Genomic DNA, 21,881 nt, shown 5'->3' with positions numbered 1-21,881 from the left:
CTACTTAATCACATCATCGTCATATTCATGTTTTTTAAGGTGAGCTTTGTCACGCGTCGCCCAATAACTTGCCAAGACGGGTCCAGAAATATTGTGCCACAAACTAAAAATTGCACTTGGAAGTGCTGTAATGGGGGTTGCCGCAAAATGAACCGCAGCTAAAGCAACGCCTAAGCCAGAATTTTGCATCCCTACTTCTATCGAAACTGCTTTAGCATCTGCTTGATTGAGCTGCAATAATTTTGCAGCCCAATAACCTATAAAATATCCTAATCCATTATGTAAAATTACAACAGCAAGGATCAGTAACCCTGACTGTAAAATTTGCACTTTACTTCCAGCAATAATCGCAGCCACAATCAATACAATCGCGATGACTGAAACCATAGGCATCATTGCGATATATCGATCTATTTTTTGCTTAAATAGACCGCTCACGATCACCCCTAAAATGATAGGGAACAAAATCACTTGCATTACCGATACAAGCATTGCTACCGCATCTATATCGATCCACTGACTCGCTAAGAGATAAAAAATCAATGGTGTCAGCAAAGGTGCTAACATCGTTGAAACTGAGGTACACGCGACGGACAAAGCCACATTTGCCTTTGCCATATAAGCAATGACGTTAGATGCTGTACCTCCGGGACAACATCCAACAAGGAGTACGCCAATGGCAATTTCAGCAGGTAATCGAAATGCTATGCACAAGCCCCATGCCAATAATGGCATCACTATAAATTGAGCACCCCCCCCAATGGCAACCGCCTTAGGCTGACTGAGAACACTTTTAAAATCCTTCCACGACATGGTCATTCCCATGCCAAACATGATAATCCCGAGCATCCAAGTGATATAAGACTTAAGCCAAATAAATGCTTCTGGCATATACATGGCAATTCCTGCAAAAAGGAGTACCCACAGCGCAAAGGTTTTTTGCAAGAATTGATTGATGGCTTTCATTTAAAAAGTTCACTTATTGGATTAACGACGTATGATCTTGAACCATGACCTTTAAATGGTCTGCGCGGAGTGTCTGAGAATCATCAGTTCTTTGGCGTATATTCGTTTCACACCTTGTGCAAGCATTTCTTGCCATGCATGTTGCAACGAACCATTTAAATCAATGCCTTTAGTCGCATCTGACACGACATAACTATTAAAACCTAATTTTGCAGCATCAATTGCCGTCCAAGCCACACAAAAATCAGTGGCGATCCCGACAATGAAGACATTACGAATTCCACGCTCACGCAGATAACCTGCTAAGCCAGTCGACGTTCGATGATCAGCTTCTAAAAAGGCAGAATAACTATCAATATGTGGATGAAAACCTTTACGAATGATCAACTGCACTTTGGGTATATTCAAGTCTGGATGAAAATCTGCATCATGTGTACCCTGCACACAATGTGAAGGCCATAACACCTGGCGGCCATAAGCTAATTCAATCGTCTCATAAGCAGACTTTCCAGGATGATTTTCAAAAAATGAAATATGGTCTTGAGGATGCCAATCTTGGGTAAGGACAACATTGTCAAAATGCCGAGCAAGTGAATTAATGGTTGGAATAATTTGATCTGAATTTGCTACCGCCAAATTTCCCCCAGGGGTAAATCCATTCTGAACATCAACAACGATAAGTGCACTTTGTTGTGGTTGGAACATCCTTTTCAGCTCCCAATATTTTTAAAATTGTTAGGGACTATTGCATAGGATCAAGAGAACTACAATTGCTTGAGTTGAAAATTTGATATCAAAATTCTATAAAAAAAGCCTGCATCAAGCAGGCTTTAATCTATGTTTTTGTCTTAATTCTGGATACGACGTACCAACATTAACATGAAGATCGCAGAAATAATAATACAAGGGATTGCTGCAGAGATTACGCCTGCTGCACCAAATCCTGCCGTTAACAATGATCCTGCAATTGCTGGCCCAAGCATAGCACCGATACGACCTACTGCCGATGCTACACCAACACCTGTACCACGTACTTCTGTTGGGTACACAATACCACCAAATGCGTAAAGCACACCTTGACAGCCAATCACGAAAGCACCAACCAATGCTGAAGCCAAATACATTTGTGTGAGTGAGCTTGCTGCATTCAACGCAAGAAGGCCAGCCAAAATACCACCGTACATTAACAAGATCACATAAGCTTTTTTCCAGCGGTCAGTTAATACACCTAAAATCACAGTACCTACAGTAGCACTTACCATGAAGTAGAATTGCGCTGTCGCACCTTCTTTTCTCGAAAAACCTAATTCTTGGAATAGAGAAGGTAACCAGCTGAGCATGATGTAAACCACCATGAGCGTGAAGAAATAGCTACACCAGATGAACATCGTACGAAGAAGATTCTGTGAATTAAACAAATCTTTAAACGAACCTTGTGGAGCTTCTGCAATTTCAGCTTCAGTTCTATTTTGCGTTTTCAAAAATTCTTTAGATTCAGGTAAGAATTTCATCATCACTGGTATAACAATTAATGGTAATAAACCACCAAGATAGAAAATATTTTTCCAATTAGCACCGAAATCTGTACTTGCAATTAAAGATAAGATCGCAGCACCGACAGGCATACCACAGTACATTAGCCCTACAGCACGACCACGATTTTGTGGGGTTACTGCTTCAGAAGCCAAAGTGATGAGAATTGGCATTGCTGCACCTAGTCCTGCACCTGCAAGGAAACGTACAGCCAATAAACTGTTAAAACTATTTACCCATACCGTACATAAAGTGAATACAGCGAAAACAGCAACAGACCAAATTAAAACTGTTTTACGACCAATACGGTCCGCAATACGCCCACCTACCAGTGCCCCAGGTAACAGACCTAAAATACCAGCACTAAAAAACACACCTAATTGTGAACTATCTAAACCAAAATGTTCACGAATACCCGCAGCTGCAATACCTGCAGCCTGAATATCTAAGCCTTCAATTACTGCAATGAGGAAGCAGATACCTACCGTCAAAATTGCATGTTTGTTACTTACTGATTCTTGCATTGAACTTCCCTCACTCATCAGCATTTGAGTCCGATGCCCGATTATCTATGTAAGTCAATGAAAGTGAGAGTTATCAAATGGTGTAATAAAATGTAATCAAAATAAGATTAAATTTCATACCTCTTGCCAACCAAAATAAATTCTAGTCTTCAAAACGATTAATTATTTTTTTTATTTAAAAAAAAACCAAGAAAAATCTATTATAAAATCTGTAAGTATTAGAATAATTTAACCTTTAAGTAAAAAAATTAAGACGTTTTATAAATTATAATAATCACATAATTTAAAAATTATTAGTTTATTCACCTTTATATACATACGTCTTAAATCTGATGTAAGTGATATAAGCTATTAATTCAGGGTAAATTGGTCAGATTTTAGTTCGAATTTTCATTTTTATCCGCAATACTTTCATAGACGAACATCTATCTTCACTGTTATTTAAATGCCTAACCATAAGGTCTTAAAATTGCTTTTTTTAAAAAAAGTTACTTGTTTTAACTAAACTTTTTTTTGACTGAAGTGAATTCATATTGTTCTTATTGGTTGCTTAGTTCATAATTTGCATACGCATTATCCAGTATGCAGGCATATTGGATCGTGATATAAATCAAAATACATACCCATCCAAACTTCGCTTCTCAACCTTCACTGGATGGAAAAATAGGATCGTGTTTTAAAATGACTACTCAGCAAGCTCAGGTAATTCAAGGCTCAATCGTCGCAATCGTCACTCCAATGTTTGAAGATGGAACTGTTGATTGGAAGGGTCTCGAGAAGCTTGTTGAATGGCACATTGAACAAGGTACAAATAGTATCGTTGCCGTGGGAACAACAGGTGAAGCTTCGACCTTAAGCATGGCTGAACACACTCAAGTGATCAAAGAAATCATTCGTGTAGCCAATAAACGCATTCCAATTATTGCCGGCACAGGCGCAAACTCAACGCATGAAGCGATTGAGCTTACCAAAGAAGCTAAAGAGCTTGGTGCAGATGCTGCACTTTTAGTAACGCCATATTATAACAAACCGACTCAAGAAGGCTTGTATCAGCATTACAAAGCAATTGCTGAAGCTGTTGATTTACCGCAAATTCTTTATAACGTACCTGGCCGTACTGGCGTTGATATGAGCAATGAAACTGTAGTTCGTCTTGCTGATATTCCTCAAATCGTAGGGATTAAAGATGCAACAGGTGATGTTCCTCGCGGTGCTGAGCTTTTAAAAGCACTTGAAGGCAAAGATATGGTGGTCTATTCAGGTGATGATGCAACAGCATATCAACTGATTGAGCATGGTGCGAAAGGTAATATTTCTGTGACCGCTAACGTTGCTCCAAAGCAAATGAGCCAAGTATGTGCCGCTGGTTTAGTGGGTAATGCAGCTCAAGCAAAAGCAATTAATGATCAAGTTGCAAATTTACACGAAATTCTATTTTGTGAATCAAACCCAATTCCTGTGAAATGGGCACTTCATGAAATGGGATTAATTGGTACAGGTATCCGTTTACCACTTACTCCATTAGCAGAACAATATCGAGCTTCACTGCGTGATGCATTAAAAGCTGCGAGCATTATTTAAAGAAGAGTTTAACAACTATGCAACTACGTTTTGGTTTACCCCTTGCCCTTTCAGCCCTCAGCATGGTCGGTTGTAGTACGATTGGTATCGATAATGGTTCACTCGATTATAAAAAATCTACTGCACAAGCCCCGCTTAAATTCCCTGAAGGTTCAATGGTTAGACCAGCAACACCGCTTTATCCAGCGCCTGTTGTTGAACAGCTTGCAATAGACAATGCGCCACAAATGGTTAATAAGCGAGGTAATCGTTTTGAGCTACCTCGTCCTAATGTGGCACCAACCGTTTCTAATCCTGTTGAGAGTGAACAATCAACTGCTGTCGGTCGTCCACAACTTTTAACTGATGGAAATGGCAATCCGTTGATCAAAATTGACGGAAATTCTGCTACAATTTGGCAATACACAATCGCCACCCTCAGTAGCCTCAACTACAACTTTGTCAATCAACCTAAGAATCCCCATTCCGCGACAATTCAAGTGGATGGTGAAAGTTTAGTGCTTAAACTGACATCTGTAGGTTCGAGTCATACCTTGGCCGTGTTTACCCCAACTAACGCGTTTGCAGATAAACAAAAAGCTGCGAGCCTGTTAACCCAGATTTATCAAAACTGGCCAGCCTAGTCGTTCTAGGCATATTTTTTCTGAAAAAGGTTCCACCATGTTAAAACAAACCTTGCTCTATACTGGTAAAGCTAAATCCGTTTATGAAACCGATAGTGCAGACCACCTGATTTTAGTCTTTCGTGATGATGCCTCAGCATTTAATGGCGAAAAAATCGAACAGCTAGATCGCAAAGGTAAGGTGAACAACCGTTTTAACGCCTTTATCATGGAAAAACTTGCAGCTGCAGGTATCGAAACTCATTTCGAAAAACTTTTAACACCAAACGAAGTTTTGGTTAAAAAGTTAAACATGATTCCAGTTGAATGTGTAATCCGTAACTATGCAGCTGGTTCGCTTTGCCGTCGTTTGGGTGTTGAAGAAGGTTTAGAACTTACACCACCTACATTTGAATTATTTTTCAAAGATGACGCTTTGGGCGACCCAATGGTGAATGAATCTCAAGCCATTGCTTTAGGTTGGGCTACTGCTGAACAACTTGAGCGTATGAAAGAGTTAACTCACCAAGTAAACGTGGTTTTAAAAGATCTTTTTGCTCAAGGCAACATGCTTTTAGTTGATTTTAAACTTGAATTTGGTGTGTTCCATGATCGTATCGTTCTTGGTGATGAGTTCTCTCCAGATGGTTGCCGTCTATGGGACAAAGATACCAAGAAAAAATTAGATAAAGACCGTTTCCGCCAAGGTTTAGGTGGTGTGGTTGAAGCTTATGAAGAAGTTGCTACACGTATCGGTGTTGACCTTTCTGATATCTAAATCAAAATTTAGATAAAATGAAGCCGAGTCATATGACTCGGCTTTTTTGTATCTGTTGATATTATTTTTATATTTTCAAATTGTTGTTATACATTCATTATTTTTGTTAAGTCGCATTACCAATGCTCTCTCCTCATTGGTAATGCTATTAATTTATCGAATCGATATTTAAATAAGATGACAAATCTGGGGTTTTGATCATTAAAAAACTCAATTGTTGTTTTTGTTTTTAAATTTACCCTCATTAATCGAATAAATTAATGCTATTTATTAAAATGATCGTTTTTACAATATTACTAAGTTCAACTAATATATTTTTATACCAGGCAACTACAGGAGTTGGTGGCTCAAGAGAGAGACTGTAGTTGCCGACCAGATGAATCGCTTTTCGCCCAGCTTCCCATAGAACTGGGCTTTTTTTTATTGTTGTTGCTGCTCTTGCTGCCAACGTCGCTGCTGTAAACGCTCTGCTTCGACTTCACGCTTATTACGAGCTGATTCGTACAATTTGGTGCCTTTCAGCTCTGGAGGCATATAATCCTGCAACACGAAATGTTCTGGATAGTGATGTGGATATAAGTAATCTACACCATATCCCTGCTCTTTCATTAACTTGGTTGGAGCATTTCTTAAATGCAATGGAACTGGAAGATTTGACGTACGTTCAGCCAACTCTAATGCTTTATTGATTGCTAAGTAAGTGCTGTTACTTTTCGCGCTTGTGGCCAAATACACTGCACATTGTCCTAAAATAATACGGCATTCTGGCATCCCAACCGCTTGAACGGACCTAAAACACTCCCCAGCCAATAACAACGCATTAGGATTAGAATTTCCAATATCTTCCGAAGCGGCTATTAACATCCGACGCGCAATAAAGACTGGATCTTCCCCCCCCTTTAACATTCTCGCCATCCAATATAGTGCAGCGTCAGGATCACTTCCACGAATTGATTTAATGAAAGCTGAGACTAAATCATAGTGCTGCTCACCAGATTTGTCATATCGCGCAATATTTTGTTGAGCTACTTTTACCACGATGGCATTGGTGACAATATTTTCAACATCTGCTTCAAATGTGCTCGCAATGAGATCCAATAAATTGAGTGCTTTACGAGCATCGCCTGAGGCAAATTGAATTAATGCATCATATTCTTCGATGTGAATATGACGGTCTTTCAAAAATTGGTCTTGCTTGAGTGCACGTTCAATTAAATGTTGAATATCATGCTCAGATAATGCATTCAGCGTATACACCTGACAGCGCGACAACAAAGCATTATTGACTTCAAAAGAAGGATTTTCTGTGGTTGCACCAACCAGAGTAATCTTGCCTTTTTCTACTGCGCTCAGTAAGGCATCTTGTTGAGATTTATTAAAGCGATGAATTTCATCAATAAAAACCACTGGCACAATGAGATCGCCACTTTCCCCAATGATTTCTCGAAGCTCTTTAACACCAGTGTTGAGTGCAGACAAGCTAATAAAAGTACGATCTACAGCTTGAGCTAACAATAGCGCAATGGTGGTCTTGCCGACCCCTGGAGGCCCCCAAAAAATAATCGAAGGTAAATGTCCTTGGTCAATCATTTGACGTAAAGGTGCGTCTTCACCAAGTAAATGATCTTGTCCGATAATCTCAGACAAATCACGTGGACGTAAGCGTTCAGGTAGCGGAATTTGTGTATCGGACATATTTTTTATAGATCTCAAAGTGCTGTTGACTAGTCTACTATGTAATAGTCAAATTCCAATATTAATAGTCAAAACAACCATCACTATTCAACATTTTTCATTTTACTCAGATTCGAGTTTTGCTTTTAATTTGAATAAATAAGCTTGCGGCCCATCTTCTATTCCCCAAATTGTGCCATCCTTCGCTTCATGCAAGTCTCGTACTCGAACCCCCATATCCAAGCGCTGAATTTCTCGTACAGGTTCAGATTGTGGATCTACCACAATAATGGCTTTCGATGATAATCCACCGATTAAGGCTTTGTTCTTCCATTGTGGAAAATAGTTAGATTTATAAAAAATCAGACTCGAGGGTGAAATCACTGGAGACCAATCAAGTTTAGGGGCTATAAATTCAGGTCGCGTTTCATGATTCGGAATCTGTTTCCCATCATAGTGATCACCATTAGATACAATTGGATAGCCATAATTCTTACCTTTTTCAATAAGATTGAACTCATCGCCACCTTTAGGGCCCATTTCTGCCACCCACAAACGATTTTGATGATCAAATGCCATACCTAAAGGATTACGATGACCTAAACTCCAAATCTGCGCTGAGACACCACCTTGTTTGGCAAACGGATTAGATTCTTGAGCACGACCATCATCATACAAATATACAATTTTACCTAGATTAGACTGCATATCTTGTGCAGGCTGAAACTTCTGCCGTTCCCCTGAACTAATCCATAAATTCGCTTGCTGGTCAAACACTATACGATGTGCATAATGCCCCTGACCCGACACTTTAGGGACTTGCTCCCATATGCGTTCGATATCCGTCAGTTTCGGTGCTTCGATATTCGATAAATCCAATTTCGCTCGGATTACCACTGCACCAAACAATCCATTTTTTTCTTCGGCATAACTGAGATATAGCCAAGCGTTATTATTGAAATTAGGATGAATCGAAACATCACCTAACCCACCTTGTCCGCCATAAGCAACTTGAGGCACACCAGCCACGTTAAAACTACGTTTTGATTGTGGGTCAAACAACTTAAGTATGCCTGACTTTTCTGTAATTAACAGTTGACCATTTGGTAAAGTTGCAATCGCCCATGGTTCATTAAATAGAGCAATTTTTTCAACTTGATATCGTTGTTCTTGAGCTTTTGAATTTTCGTTTTTGACTGTTGATTCCTGCGGATTCTGTGCTTCAGTGGCTTTATTTTGATTGGCATGACACGCCATTATGATTCCGCTCAAACCAACAATCCAAATCAGTTTTGCAGCTTTTAACATGCCTTTCCCTTTTTAAATCCTTGAATATCAGTCTCAAGGATTAAACGGCAATGATCATTTTAAAAGTGTTTTTATATTACAAAATATGTGTAGTCTAGCAATTGAATGTACTAGCGTACCCACCGCACGATGTATTCATCTATTTCATTTTCATCAACAAGCTGTTCAGATATACAACGACCTGCTACAGATTTTCGAGCACTAATCACACTTTGTTTATTGCCTGTCACCAAGTGATGCCAATTCGGTAGCTTTTTACCTTCATTAATACGTCGATATGCACAACTCGAAGGTAGCCATCGTATTTGTTGTAATTTTTCAGGCGTTAACTGAATACAGTCAGGTACATGCACCTGACGATTTTCATAATCTGAACAATGCCCCGTCTGACAATCTAGAAGTTTGCAAGCCACTTTGGTATATGCGATTTCTTCGGTTTCATCATCTTCTAATTTAACCAAACAACACATACCACAACCATCACACAGTGCCTCCCATTCTGCTTGGTTCATTTCAAACAGTGAATAATGTTTCCAAAATTCAGGGCGTAAAGATGTGCTCATGATTCAGCTAAATATCAAAAATTTGAGTCAGTATATCACTAATAATTCTCATAAAATTTCATCAATCTCAGTTACAGTTGATTAACTAAAGAATATCAATACTCTACGTTAAAATACCCTTTGTATACATTTTGCTCAGTTTATTTTCTTATACTGAATGAACATTAATAAAAATTTATGGAGAATCAAAATGTTCCGTTGGGCGATTATTTTTGCAGTGATTGCATTGATAGCAAGTTTGCTAGGGTTTGGTGGTGTAGCAGGCTTATCTAAAGATTTCGCAATTATCTTACTTGTGATTGCAGTGATTCTCGCAATTGTAGGCTTTATCTCAAGAGGCAAAGTCTAGTGTTCTAAATCACTAGATTAAATTGAAAACACAAGATTGATGAAAAGAAGAAGGTACTCCTTCTTCTTTTTTTATTTCTTTTTATTTCTTTTTATTCGTTCATTGATACGCGTTTTACATATTCCAATCTTTCATAAATTCTCACATTTGATTTTACTTTCTTATTGCAAATTCATCACTTCGGAAAACATTTATGCTTTAATCTTGGCTGATTTTCATAAACGAAAGGACTTTCAATAATGACTTCAGCAATTCAAACAAGAGAAATTCAGTATAAAGCGGCAGATGGTACACAATTGATTGGTTATTTTGCCGCACCTGAAAACTCTTCAGGAGCTGCAGGTATTATTGTAGCCCCAGAGTGGTGGGGTCGTAATGAATATACAGAACAACGTGCTCGAGAACTTGCAGAACAAGGATATGCTGCTTTTGCCATTGATATGTACGGCGAAAAAAAGGTAACCACTGAAGCTTCTCAAGCAAATGAGTGGATGATGCAAACTTTCACACAGCCTGAAACGATTGTACAACGCGCTACAGCTGCGTTAGACACTTTATCTGCACAGCCTGAAGTTGACGCAACTCGATTAGCTGCGATTGGTTTTTGTTACGGCGGAAAAGTTGTTTTAGATCTTGCTCGCTCTGGTGCGAACTTAAAAGCAGTTGCTACCTTCCATGCTAATTTATCTGCGCAAACACCTGCTCAACAAGGTCAAGTAAAAGCTGAAATTCTGGTTTTGCATGGTGAGCTAGATAGCATGGTCACGCTAGATGATGTGGCACAATTTAAAGAAGAAATGTTTGCAGCTCAGGTGCCACATGAGGTCATTATCTTTGAGGATGCAAAACATGGTTTTAGTAATCCACAAGCTGATGAACGGGCAAAAGCCAATGGTGTAGATCTCGGTTATAACGCTGAAGCTGAGGAAAAAAGCTTAGCTGCGATGTATGAGTTACTGTCGCGTCACTTAGATTAATTACTTTCAAAGTTTATTAGCGCTAAGATTATTGAAGAAAGAAGATAAAATATAAGAGGAATATAAGGATGAGTGAACAATGTACTTATTGCAATCACGATGAATATGATGTGATTGATAAAAATGAATTCGGTGTGATTTTGCCAGAACAGCAGCCGTTGACTAAAGGACATTCCGTTATTATTCCTTTACGTCATGTGAGTTCTTTTTTTGAAATTACCGATAAAGAGCGTAAAAGTTTACAGTCGTTGTTAGAACTGGCACGTAACGAGTTAAAAATCCGTCATCATCCGGAAGGCTTTCATATCGCTTTTAATGATGGCAAAGTTTTTGGCGATGAAGAGTCGGAACATTTACACATCCATATTATTCCTCGTTACAAAAACCAACCGCTTAAATTAGATAGTCGTTGGGGCATTATTCAAGAGTAATGTTGATTTTACAAAAAGGCGCAATATGCGCCTTTTTTCATGCTTTTTTAAAAGGTCTTTGCCTAGATTGGTTATACTGAGCACAGATTGTATTAATGGTATTTTCATGTTTTCTTTTTCAACTGCGTTACTGGATTGGTTTGATGTACATGGTCGACATGACCTGCCATGGCAAGTCGCAGATGATCCTTACAAAGTTTGGGTCTCTGAAATTATGTTGCAGCAAACCCAAGTGAAAACTGTTCTGAAATACTATGATCGTTTTATTGAGCGCTTTCCGACGGTCACCGATTTAGGTCGTGCTACTTGGGATGAAGTTGCTCCTTACTGGGCAGGTCTAGGCTATTATGCGCGTGCTCGCAACCTGCATAAAGCAGCCACAATCGTAAGTCAAAATGGACATTTTCCAGAGACTTTAGAAGCTTGGATGGCACTGCCAGGAATAGGTAGATCAACTGCTGGTGCATTGATGTCACTTGGATTACGCAAATACGGCGTGATAATGGATGGAAATGTTAAGCGTGTTTTAGCACGTTTCTTTGCCATTGAAGATGATTTATCAAAGCCTCTCCATGATCGTGCAATGTGGGAATTAGCCGAGCGACTCTGTCCTGAACAACGCAACCATGATTACACGCAAGCCATTATGGATTTGGGTGCAACAATTTGTACTCCTAAAAAACCACTTTGCCTGTACTGTCCAATGCAGTCAGAATGCCAAGCTTTAAAGCAGGGTCTGACACAAGAGTTACCATTTAAAAAGCCAAAAAAAGCAGTGCCTATAAAAACTGCGGATGTTTTATTACTGCGAAGTACTGAAAATACATGGCTATGGCATCAACGTCCGCATTCAGGCTTATGGGGTGGTTTATGGACCTTACCCATTATTGATGAAACTTCAGAATTTAGTCAATTGACTCAGCAATATGGTTTGGTGAGTAATCAATTACCGACTCAAATTTCACACAGTTTCACCCACTTTACCTGGTTACTGAATGCACATATTTTCCATGTTGATCTCGACCAGATGGAATACCTCCAAACAGAATTAGGAGGTGAATGGCTCGCTCCACAAGTTGTAACAGAAATGGGCATTCCAACTGCGATGAAAAAATTGATCTCAGCCGTGAAATTGTGACATAGTCGATTCAAATAAGTGTGGCTGTATCAATCAAGGAGTTGGAGTGACTAAGTATTTGCGACATTACATCATCCTAAGTGTAGCTATTCTACTTGTTGCCTGCAGTAGCCAACCTCCAAAACAAACGCCGCTTGACCCAACCCTCGTTGCTCGCTTACATATGCTTCCTTTGGACCGCAAATTACCTATCCCAGTACAAGGTGTAAAAGTGAGACAACTCACTGATACTTGGGGTGCATCACGAAGTCACGGTCGAACACATGAAGGCATTGATATCTTGGCGGCTCGTGGTACAAAAGTTTATAGTGCAACTGATGGAATTGTTCGCAGTATGCGCGATAATAAGCTGGGTGGGAAAGTCATTTGGATTTTAGGACCCGCTGGTTCTTGGCATTATTATGCGCATTTAGATCAGCATAAAAAAGGTCTCAATGAGGGTGACTTCGTGCGACGAGGTGACCATATTGGTTATGTCGGCAATACGGGTAATGCTCGACATACTGCCCCTCATTTACATTATGGAATTTACTTAGATGGTCGCGGTCGAGGCCCTGTCAATCCATACCCTTATTTACGTTAAATTAAAGTTTTTATTATTAGGAAGTTTTCATGTCAGAAGCCTTGATTAATCGTCTAGTTGAATTTGCAGAATCTGGCAATCAACAACGTATTGTCTTAAATGGACAAAGCCATCAGGGCTGGATTATGGAAATTACCGAAGAAGCTCTGTTGATTAGCACTGGGTTTGCAGATAAAGCAGGTAAAGATTTCTGGATTAATTTTTCGGATTTAGAGCAAGCAGAGTTGTTCTTTTGGGACAATCAAAACGATCAGTGGGTTGCTTTTACCATTTGATCACTTCGGAGCATTCGCATGACGATTCAACGCTGTGGCTGGTGCTCCGATGAGCAGATTTATATTGATTATCACGATCAAGAATGGGGTGTTCCTGTATATGATGAACACACCTTATTTGAAATGCTCTGTTTAGAAGGTCAGCAAGCAGGACTCGCTTGGGTTATTGTTTTAAAAAAACGCGAGCGATATCGATATCATTTCTTTCAATACACCATTGAAGAAATTGCGACTTTTACAGATGAACATTTATTCGAAATAGCACAAGATCCGGGCATAATTCGTCATTTAGGTAAACTAAAGGCGATTCGAGATAATGCTCGAGCATGGTTGAATATGCGCCAAATCATGCCTGATATGGTCAAATGGTTATGGAGTTTTGTAGGGCATCAACCCAAAGTTCATTCTGTGCCAGACTATCGCTTAGCACCAACACAAAGCGAATTAAGCCTGCAACTGTCTAAAACTCTAAAAAAGAATGGTTTTAAATTCGTGGGTCCAACCATTATCTATTCTTATCTGCAAGCGGTAGGAATGATTGATGATCATGAAAATCACTGCTTTAAAAAGCTTAGTTTAGCGCCATAATCTTTTTAAGAAGGTGCTTGGGATGATGACCTCATTTTTTGTTTCACCCAATCCGCTAAAAACACGATGGAGTCATGAATTTCATGAGTTAGTTCATGCCCTGCATTTAAGCGAATATAATTTTTATAACGGCGTTCTTCTCCAAAAACATCACCGGGAACAATGTTAATACCATGTTGACGTGCAGCATAATAGAGTTCTAAACCATCAATATGTGTCGGCAATTGCAGCCATAAAACATAACCACCATCCGGCTGACTTAACCCAATGTCGATCCCGTGAAAAGCGTTTAATATCGTTTTTCGATATGCATCAACTTGATGATTTAATTTTGGTTTTAATCGGAGTAGATGCTCACGATAGGCTCTACTATACATCAGGTCAGCCAAAGCCAATTGCAAAGGTGTATTCACACTGACATTTTGAATGACAATTTGACGATGCAAATATTTAAGCCTCGGCGGTAAACAAAACCAACCTACTCGATATGCGCTGGACAATGATTTTGATATTGAACTGCATAAAATGACATAGCCTGCTTCATCCCAATGCTTAATCGGTAAAGGTCTTTGTAAATTAAAACTACATTCAGCATAAATATCATCTTCAATCACATAGCATTGATATTGTTCAGCCAATTGCACAATCTTCTGCTTATCATGATTAGAAAGCTCAAATCCTAGTGGATTTTGATAATTCACAGTCAATAGACAGGCTTTGGTATCGGGGTGCTGCATTGCTCTTTCTAAGTGTTCTAAATCAAAACCATCCACATTTGCAGGTATCTCAATCAACTTGCGTTTCAGTGTCCCTAACAACTGTAATTGACCATTAAAATTTGGGGTTGGAATCACAATGCCATCCCCTTCCTTGGTCAAGAGCTGAACCACGAGTGATAACGCAGCCATACAGCCATTGGTGATATAAATCTCGTCTGGATTGATATAAAAACCATCTTCAGCCCAATGGTCTGATAAAGCTTGTCTCAATCTCAAATGCCCTTGTCGATTACTGTAAAGGAAATCTTCTGGTTGACTGTGTTTTAAAGCACGTTGAATTGACTTTCGGATTGCATCTACAGGCACGTGATTCGGAGAGATTTGTACTGCACCTAAATGAATTGATCGGTTATTGATTGAAGACTCCTGTATTTCAATTTGCAAATCTAAGTTACTGATATCCTTTGCTTCAACTTCAAATTCATGATGATAAGGCAATACTGGCGGATCGTTTCTGGATTTCAAATGTTGAACAAAATAACCCGATTTATTTTTAACAGTGATGAGCCCTTCCGATTCCAATAATGCATAACAATTTTTTGCTGTATTTAAACTGACGGCATGTAATGCTGAAAATTGTCGAAGGGAAATGAGCTTCTGTCCTGAACACAGTTCTCCACTCAGAATTTTCTGTTTGATATGTTTGGCTAAGATTTGATACTTGAACATGAACTGTGCTCATTTTTATAAAATGTGTGTATCTGTATCTATAAACCTAGCAAATTTATGATGGTCTTACAGCTAAAAAAACACAGGAGGCCACATGAACAACGATAAATTATATTTGATATTACCCTTGGTAGCACTTATGACAGCTTGCCAACCAGAGCATGCGATCGATCAAGCTGCACTTGAGCAAAAATTTATTTGTACATCGTTAATTGATGGATTCTTAAAAGTGACGAACAACAGTCATTATCGTTTTACAAAAAGTATTGAATCTCCAGATCAGCAGAAAATTTACCTCTACACCGTGTCTTCTGATCATGCAGTCAAGCTCAATAGCCCCACACAAAAAAATTTAAATTTTCAATGTGATGATTCCAAAAAACAAATCTATCAAGTTTTTCTATTGGATCAGACGTCTAAGACTAAGCAACCAATTTTGAGTTTTCATTTGCCTCAAGCAGCAGAGTTAAAGCAATTTACAGCTTACACTTTGAAAAATGATTAAATGACTGATGTAACGTCATTATTTCAAAATATCTGGTAACGATATCTGCGCAGATTGAGATTTTGCTAATTCAGTTTTCATTTTTTGCAACATTTGATAAGGCTGCTGTTGTACAAACATATTGGTCACACTTTGTGGAATTGCACCTTCTGGATCCGCATATCCTGAAGTGCTGACCTTTACCTTATTCGGTCCAATCTGTTCAAAGCTCCAGTCTCCAACATAGTGTTGCAGGCGAATATACTGAGGATTCTTCGATTTTCCCGTTTGCGAAGCTTTATTCTTAATATGAATAATACCTTTTGAATCCTTATACATTTTCCCTTGCACAATCAGGTCTCGATCTTTCAAAGGAAATGGAAAATCTAACACCATGTAGAGTTTAAATTCCCCTTGCTTCAAATTTTGAGAAATCACCTGTGCTGAACCGACATTGGGTACCCATGATTTTGCATTTTCCACATCCAAAACTATTGCAATTGCTCTTTCGAGTGAAGCATCCACTACTGTTTCAGCACGATAGGACAACACAGGATGATCAGGATTTTGCATCGTCCACACTTTAATATTGTTTTTGTTAATGGTGAGTCGAGAGGCTTCATTGGCTTGAACTTGGCTTGTCAGGCCAATGGCACTGACAAGCAAGCAGATCATAGAAAATTTCTTCATTTTTATTCTTCATATTTAACATTATTATTTAGATGATCACGCAGTATTTTTAAACTTAAACTTTGATATCATTGAAGCCTAAAACGTCTTTCATGTCATATTTTTTCGGTGCTTTACCGACAACCCAAGCAGCGGCACGTACTGCACCTGCAGCAAAATTCATGCGATTCGTGGCTTTATGTGTGATTTCTACACGTTCACCTTCACCAATAAACATTACCGTATGTTCACCCACAATATCGCCACCACGAATGGTTTGGAAACCAATACTTTGACGTTCACGAGGACCAGTATGCCCTTCACGGTGATACACAGCATCTTGCTTCAAATCACGACCTAATGCATCAGCAATCGCCTCACCCATCATTAAAGCAGTACCTGATGGCGCATCAACTTTATGACGATGATGTGCTTCGATCACTTCAATATCGACACTGTCACCAAAGACTTTAGATGCTAATTCTAAAAGTTTAATGGATACATTCACGCCTACGGAGTAGTTTGCTGCGTACACTACAGGTGCAATCGTTGCACTTTCATCTAAAAATGCTTTTTGCTCATCGTTCATTCCCGTCGTACCGATCACTAATGCAACACCAGCCTCACGGCACAGTTTCAAATGCTGTTCAGTTGCAACTGGTGCAGTAAAATCAATAAATACATCGCAATCATTTAAAACATCTTGGATATCACCCACGACTTTCACACCAAGTGTACCAATACCCGCTAATTCGCCTGCATCCGCGCCAATAAGGCTACTGCCTGGACGCTCTACCGCTGCTGCTAATTGATAACCAGCATCTTGAACTGCTTGAATCAATGTACGACCCATACGGCCACCAGCACCTAAAATCCCAATACGCGGAGCGACAGACATAACCTATTCCTAGTGTTGCTTTAAAATTGTTCTTACTATAACAAAAGTCTATACATACGCTAAGTTTATCGATATAAAAAATTATGCTGTCTTCTAAGCATTTGATTCGAACATTAATCGAATAATCAGATTAAATTGAGAAAAATATTCGGTTTTTTATATTTATAAATTTTAACTATGATCAATGCCATGAAATTCAACACTTTTATAAGGAAATATTATGGCAGACCAAGCTCGAAAATTATCAACGATCCAAACGATCGAACAGTTACAGTTGGATGCTTCATTAGTTCAAGGTTTAGATCATGCCGACACTGCGTGGATCATTATCGAAGCTATTCAACAATTGCAGGAATATCATAATCAGTGGCACTGAGATGAAACGGATCAGATGATTTTTCTTATTTAAAAGAAAATCATCTTCTGTGTTATTAAAATATTTACAATTTAAAAATCATATTAGGATTCAAAATTTAAAATTGCTCAAAGCATTGATTGCTCAGCTAAAGCATCGGTTTCTATTTTCATTCCTATTAAAATATGTTCTTATTATCTCGTTATTTTTAATCTAAATTACATTCTATCTTCACAGTTTCTCTGCATTTTTTCAGTACATTAGTGTGAACCCCAATTTATAAGGTCAACGAGGGCGGAATATGAAAAAGATTATGACAGTTTTGACATTATCTTTAAGTGCAATATTTACAGCAAATATTGCCAATGCTGCTCCTTACTCTGATGACTACCAAGATAAAGGTTCACGTGAACGTGGTAAAGGATTTGAGAAACGTACTCAATATGATGCTTCATCAGATCAAGAGTTCCAAGATCGTCGTAAAAACAGAGAAGAGCGTGGCGTAAAACGTTTACGTCAACATAAATGGCAAACTGGCTACGTCATGCCTCAACACTATCGTGGCAATAGTTATAAAACCGAATATAAAGATCATAACCTACCAAAACCTGGTAAAAACCAACAATGGTACAAAGTGAATAATGACTTTATTCTGGTGGATTCAAACAGCAATAGCATTTTGAAAATCCAGCAAGATTAATTTTGACGTTTAAATCGACCCGACTTCATGTCGGGTTTTTTGTTAAGTTCAATCCTAATCATTCATCTTCATCACTTCTTCATACATTTCACAAATTGACTATATCTCTCCACGGTTTATCTCAAATCATTTTGTACTTTAGCGATATCGGATAAATAACAAAGTTAGAGGTATCCCACATGAAAAAGTTAGTATCAGTACTTACATTAGCAATGAGTGGTTTATTGGCAACATCTGCGATGGCTGGTCCACATGACGATGGTCGTCACTATTCAAAACCAACTCCACCACCAGCGTATTGGAATAAAGGTCAGCCTGGGAAATATCAACATGACCGCTATGAACAAAATCGTGGCTTCCAAAATGTAAATCCAAGCCGTCAATGGCGAGTAGGTCAACAGTTACCACGTCAATTCAACTCTTCAAAATTTGAGTTAAGTGATCGTCAAGCGAAGAATCTACCTAAAGCGGCGCGTAACCAGCAGTGGTACAAAATTAATGGAGACTATGTCTTAGTGAATGAGCGTACAGATCGCATCGTGCGTATCATCGGATAAGCTTATTCCTAGATCTTCTCAAATTGATCTTCCCTTCACTCAGCCCAAACTCAGTTTGGGCTTTTTTATGTCTTTATTTTAATGCAGGTGTGGAAAATCATTTTTTTGTTTAGAATCTGATGACCACTTCCCGCTTCTATCGGTACATGCATGCAATCGGACTCAATAGATACAACTCAAAATATGACACAGCAATATGTGCATTGGTTCCGAAACTCAGCGCCGTATATCAACGCCCATCGTAATAAAACCTTCGTTTTAATGTTTGGCGGCGAAGCAGTTCAATCACCAAATTTTCAACATATTATTCATGATATTGCCCTTTTACATTCTCTCGGCATTCGACTCATTCTGGTTCATGGAGCACGACCACAAATCAGTGCAAATCTTGCTGAGAAGAATTTAGATAGCCCTTTTCATAATCATCGTAGAGTAACAACACGTGATTCATTAAGTGCGGTCATGTCTGCCGTAGGCTCAATCCGTTTACAAATCGAAGCCTTATTGTCTATGGGACTTGCAAACTCACCCATGTATGGTGCTCGCATTGATGTGGTATCTGGTAATTTTATAACAGCTAAACCTTATGGCATTCGTAACGGCATCGATTATCAACTTACCGGTGAAGTGCGTTCAGTCGATGCAGATGCGATTCAAAAGCATTTGGACAATCACAATATTGTATTGCTTGGCCCCTCAGGTTATTCAACCACTGGTGAAGTTTATAACTTGCTTGCTGAAGAAGTGGCGACCAAAACAGCTATCCAACTCGGTGCCGATAAACTCATTTTTCTCGGTTCCGAACAAGGTTTAATGCAAAGCCCACAGCAGTTGTTGCGCGAAGTGACCCCGCATCAGCTAGATCAACATATTGACGTTGCTTTAGAGCAAAATTATGAATTGGCATTGCATTTACAAAATGCCAAGGAAGCCTCTTTAAATGGCGTTAACCGCGTACATTTATTGTCATATGAACATGATGGTGCATTAATCGAAGAATTATTTACTCGTGATGGGCATGGCACGATGATCACCGATGCACATTATGAAGAAGTCCGCACAGCGACGATTCAGGATGTCGGTGGATTAATCAGTTTATTACGCCCATTAGAACAAGAAGGCATTTTGGTATACCGCTCTAGAGAACGCTTAGAAAATGAAATTGATCATTTCGCTGTGATTGAACGTGACGGTATGGTTCTGGCTTGTGCAGCATTATATCCAATACCAACTGAATCAAATGAAATTCGTTCTGCAGAAATAGCCTGTGTGGCAGTACATCCAAGTTACCGCAAATCAAATCGTGGTAGCCAAATCTTGCACTATTTAGAAGAGAAAGCAAAAAAGTCTAATATCCAACAGTTATTTATTCTTACGACACGAACCGCACATTGGTTTTTGGAACAAGGGTTTGTCAAAGCATCGGTGGATGACTTACCACAAGCGCGTCAGGCACTTTATAATTTCCAAAGAAACTCAATTGTTTGTAAAAAGCCACTCTAAAGTGGCTTTTTTATTGCACCCTTATGAACTGCTTTATCTTTCTTTTATATATCGATATTCCTAGGTGAACTATCTTCACAATCATTCGATATATTCATACAAATCATATCCTTATCACAATTTAATATTTTAATATATATTTATATATTTCATAAACTTAGAAAAAAAATATCGTTATTCTTAGATTGAGCCTTTTGCATTTTTTTAGATATTTTTTTCTCTTTTAATTTTATCTTTTTTATTCATTAGGAATTCCTGAATTCTTATTTTTTACGAAATAGAAAATTCATTAACTTAGGCGCGTTACATGACGCATTTATTTTTTTGATTTTTTTTATTTTTAAGTTTTCAGGATTTTCAATATGAGCAGCTTTAACGCTAATCTTTGGAAAAAAACACTCATTTTGTCTTCTGCGTTAACAGGTGCTTTGCTACTCACTGGTTGCGACTCAAAAAAAGAAGATAAAACCCAAGTGTTAAATATCGGTTATCAAAAGTATGGCTTACTGCCCGTGATTAAAGAACGTGGTGAATTAGAAGCCGCTTTGAAGGATCAAAACATTCAAGTGAAATGGGTAGAGTTCCCAGGTGGACCACAACTGTTAGAAGGTTTGAATGTCGGCAGTGTTTCATTTGGTGAAGTCGGTGAAGCCCCCCCTATTTTTGCCCAAGCAGCGAATTCAAATTTGGTTTATGTCGCAAATCAACCTGCGACTCCACGCGCTGAAGCGTTGATTGTTCAAAAAAATTCGAACATCAAAGATATTCAACAACTTAAAGGTAAGCGTGTAGCGTTAAACAAAGGTTCTAACGTTCATTATCTTCTCTTGAAGATCTTAGAAAAGAATCATTTGACGCTTGATGATATTGAAGTGGTTTACCTACCACCATCGGATGCTCGCGCAGCATTTGAGCGCGGTGCAGTCGATGCATGGGTAATCTGGGATCCGTTCTTTGCAGCAGCAGAGCATCAAATCGGCGCACGTGTTCTCGCTTCTGGCGAAGGGAATGCCAATAACTACCAGTTCTATATGGCTGATCGTAAGTTCGTTGAACAGAATCCTGAAATTATACAAACCGTTGTTCAAGAACTTAATGAAGCATCTGATTGGATTGCTTCCAATAAAGATGAAGCCGCTCAACTGCTCGTGAAGCCTACAGGTCTAGATTACAAAATTCTTCAAACCTCAATTGGACGTATGAGCTTCGGCGTTTATCCAATTAGTAATGAAGTTACTCAACATCAGCAAAAAGTTGCCGATGTATTCCATCAACAGAAATTGATTCCAAACAAAATCAATATTCAGGCCGCAATTATTGCGCCTACACCCAAATAACAACATGAAAAGGTGATGAACATGACTCAATATCAATCAGGAAATACAGCACACACTTGG

At 38.8% G+C, this 21,881-nt stretch carries 25 protein-coding genes; 16 read left to right on the top strand and 9 right to left on the bottom strand.

What is annotated here, in order from left to right:
- The 3 genes from AC1M9A_RS04065 to mhpT all read right to left on the bottom strand — a co-directional run bounded on the left by AC1M9A_RS04065 (position 1) and on the right by mhpT (position 3,023).
- Complete coding sequence (locus tag AC1M9A_RS04065) at positions 1-966, bottom strand: bile acid:sodium symporter family protein (protein WP_481609701.1); 966 nt, start codon at positions 964-966, stop codon at positions 1-3.
- Between the two features lie 51 nt (positions 967-1,017).
- Entirely contained in the window at positions 1,018-1,671 is a 654-nt protein-coding gene (gene pncA, locus AC1M9A_RS04060) for a bifunctional nicotinamidase/pyrazinamidase (RefSeq protein WP_481609700.1), read from the bottom strand.
- A gap of 143 nt (positions 1,672-1,814) precedes the next feature.
- Complete coding sequence (mhpT, locus tag AC1M9A_RS04055; protein ID WP_035264856.1) at positions 1,815-3,023, bottom strand: 3-(3-hydroxy-phenyl)propionate transporter MhpT; 1,209 nt, start codon at positions 3,021-3,023, stop codon at positions 1,815-1,817.
- 681 nt (positions 3,024-3,704) lie between these two features.
- Here mhpT and dapA point away from each other — a divergent pair.
- From dapA to purC, 3 genes are read left to right on the top strand one after another with little or no spacing between them, the layout of a single operon-like run.
- Positions 3,705-4,604: a 4-hydroxy-tetrahydrodipicolinate synthase gene (dapA, locus tag AC1M9A_RS04050; RefSeq protein ID WP_092766583.1), complete on the top strand. Its 900-nt coding sequence runs from the start codon at positions 3,705-3,707 to the stop codon at positions 4,602-4,604.
- Between the two features lie 17 nt (positions 4,605-4,621).
- Entirely contained in the window at positions 4,622-5,227 is a 606-nt protein-coding gene (locus AC1M9A_RS04045; RefSeq protein WP_092766584.1) for a lipoprotein-34 precursor (NlpB), read from the top strand.
- Positions 5,228-5,264: 37 nt separating this feature from the next.
- Positions 5,265-5,984, top strand: coding sequence for a phosphoribosylaminoimidazolesuccinocarboxamide synthase (gene purC, locus AC1M9A_RS04040; protein ID WP_092766585.1), 720 nt, complete (start codon positions 5,265-5,267; stop codon positions 5,982-5,984).
- 420 nt (positions 5,985-6,404) lie between these two features.
- Here purC and AC1M9A_RS04035 read toward each other — a convergent pair whose 3' ends face one another.
- From AC1M9A_RS04035 to AC1M9A_RS04025, 3 genes are all read right to left on the bottom strand, one after another.
- On the bottom strand, positions 6,405-7,679 hold the full coding sequence (locus AC1M9A_RS04035; RefSeq protein WP_481595693.1) for a replication-associated recombination protein A: 1,275 nt from the start codon (positions 7,677-7,679) through the stop codon (positions 6,405-6,407).
- A gap of 102 nt (positions 7,680-7,781) precedes the next feature.
- Positions 7,782-8,966, bottom strand: coding sequence for a PQQ-dependent sugar dehydrogenase (locus AC1M9A_RS04030; protein ID WP_180028374.1), 1,185 nt, complete (start codon positions 8,964-8,966; stop codon positions 7,782-7,784).
- A 110-nt stretch (positions 8,967-9,076) separates the two neighbouring features.
- A complete protein-coding gene (locus tag AC1M9A_RS04025; RefSeq protein WP_035264867.1) occupies positions 9,077-9,529 on the bottom strand; it encodes a YcgN family cysteine cluster protein in 453 nt (150 codons plus the stop codon).
- A 190-nt stretch (positions 9,530-9,719) separates the two neighbouring features.
- Between AC1M9A_RS04025 and AC1M9A_RS04020 the strand changes: the two genes are divergently transcribed.
- The 7 genes from AC1M9A_RS04020 (at position 9,720) to AC1M9A_RS03990 (ending at position 13,870) form a co-directional block, all read left to right on the top strand.
- Positions 9,720-9,878 (top strand): DUF1328 domain-containing protein, encoded by a 159-nt coding sequence (locus tag AC1M9A_RS04020; protein ID WP_035264869.1) that lies wholly within the window; start codon positions 9,720-9,722, stop codon positions 9,876-9,878.
- Between the two features lie 239 nt (positions 9,879-10,117).
- On the top strand, positions 10,118-10,855 hold the full coding sequence (locus tag AC1M9A_RS04015; RefSeq protein ID WP_481609699.1) for a dienelactone hydrolase family protein: 738 nt from the start codon (positions 10,118-10,120) through the stop codon (positions 10,853-10,855).
- A gap of 62 nt (positions 10,856-10,917) precedes the next feature.
- Positions 10,918-11,286, top strand: coding sequence for an HIT family protein (locus tag AC1M9A_RS04010; protein ID WP_265596980.1), 369 nt, complete (start codon positions 10,918-10,920; stop codon positions 11,284-11,286).
- Positions 11,287-11,392: 106 nt separating this feature from the next.
- Complete coding sequence (mutY, locus tag AC1M9A_RS04005; protein ID WP_481609698.1) at positions 11,393-12,424, top strand: A/G-specific adenine glycosylase; 1,032 nt, start codon at positions 11,393-11,395, stop codon at positions 12,422-12,424.
- Positions 12,425-12,482: 58 nt separating this feature from the next.
- A complete protein-coding gene (locus AC1M9A_RS04000; protein WP_481609771.1) occupies positions 12,483-13,007 on the top strand; it encodes a M23 family metallopeptidase in 525 nt (174 codons plus the stop codon).
- 29 nt (positions 13,008-13,036) lie between these two features.
- Entirely contained in the window at positions 13,037-13,282 is a 246-nt protein-coding gene (locus AC1M9A_RS03995; RefSeq protein WP_035264881.1) for a hypothetical protein, read from the top strand.
- Between the two features lie 18 nt (positions 13,283-13,300).
- Positions 13,301-13,870, top strand: coding sequence for a DNA-3-methyladenine glycosylase I (locus tag AC1M9A_RS03990; protein WP_481609697.1), 570 nt, complete (start codon positions 13,301-13,303; stop codon positions 13,868-13,870).
- 5 nt (positions 13,871-13,875) lie between these two features.
- Here the strand turns inward: AC1M9A_RS03990 and AC1M9A_RS03985 are convergent, their stop codons facing one another.
- Entirely contained in the window at positions 13,876-15,318 is a 1,443-nt protein-coding gene (locus AC1M9A_RS03985; RefSeq protein ID WP_481609696.1) for an aminotransferase-like domain-containing protein, read from the bottom strand.
- 94 nt (positions 15,319-15,412) lie between these two features.
- Between AC1M9A_RS03985 and AC1M9A_RS03980 the strand changes: the two genes are divergently transcribed.
- Positions 15,413-15,823 carry a hypothetical protein gene (locus AC1M9A_RS03980; protein WP_481609695.1) on the top strand — a complete coding sequence of 137 codons (411 nt, stop codon included), beginning with the start codon at positions 15,413-15,415 and terminating at the stop codon, positions 15,821-15,823.
- Between the two features lie 18 nt (positions 15,824-15,841).
- On the opposite strand, the gene AC1M9A_RS03975 is transcribed toward AC1M9A_RS03980, so the two are convergent.
- Together AC1M9A_RS03975 and dapB are read right to left on the bottom strand one after the other, a co-directional pair.
- Positions 15,842-16,492 (bottom strand): START domain-containing protein, encoded by a 651-nt coding sequence (locus AC1M9A_RS03975; protein ID WP_481609694.1) that lies wholly within the window; start codon positions 16,490-16,492, stop codon positions 15,842-15,844.
- A gap of 55 nt (positions 16,493-16,547) precedes the next feature.
- Entirely contained in the window at positions 16,548-17,369 is an 822-nt protein-coding gene (gene dapB / locus AC1M9A_RS03970; protein WP_035264896.1) for a 4-hydroxy-tetrahydrodipicolinate reductase, read from the bottom strand.
- 220 nt (positions 17,370-17,589) lie between these two features.
- On the opposite strand from dapB, the gene AC1M9A_RS03965 reads away from it, so the two are divergent.
- The 5 genes from AC1M9A_RS03965 (at position 17,590) to AC1M9A_RS03945 (ending at position 21,821) form a co-directional block, all read left to right on the top strand.
- The gene (locus AC1M9A_RS03965) at positions 17,590-17,745 is read left to right on the top strand and encodes a hypothetical protein (RefSeq protein WP_481609693.1); all 156 of its coding nucleotides are present in this window, start codon (positions 17,590-17,592) and stop codon (positions 17,743-17,745) included.
- A 280-nt stretch (positions 17,746-18,025) separates the two neighbouring features.
- On the top strand, positions 18,026-18,424 hold the full coding sequence (locus AC1M9A_RS03960) for an RcnB family protein (protein ID WP_092766593.1): 399 nt from the start codon (positions 18,026-18,028) through the stop codon (positions 18,422-18,424).
- 179 nt (positions 18,425-18,603) lie between these two features.
- Positions 18,604-18,981 (top strand): RcnB family protein, encoded by a 378-nt coding sequence (locus tag AC1M9A_RS03955; RefSeq protein WP_481609692.1) that lies wholly within the window; start codon positions 18,604-18,606, stop codon positions 18,979-18,981.
- 150 nt (positions 18,982-19,131) lie between these two features.
- A complete protein-coding gene (gene argA / locus AC1M9A_RS03950) occupies positions 19,132-20,484 on the top strand; it encodes an amino-acid N-acetyltransferase (RefSeq protein ID WP_481609691.1) in 1,353 nt (450 codons plus the stop codon).
- Positions 20,485-20,846: 362 nt separating this feature from the next.
- Positions 20,847-21,821 carry a sulfonate ABC transporter substrate-binding protein gene (locus AC1M9A_RS03945; RefSeq protein ID WP_481609690.1) on the top strand — a complete coding sequence of 325 codons (975 nt, stop codon included), beginning with the start codon at positions 20,847-20,849 and terminating at the stop codon, positions 21,819-21,821.
- Positions 21,822-21,881 lie beyond the last annotated feature (60 nt).

The organism is Acinetobacter sp. ANC_7634 (genome assembly GCF_056779875.1).
Note: the sequence above shows the minus strand (reverse complement) of the source record. Positions and strands in the feature narration are given on the sequence as shown.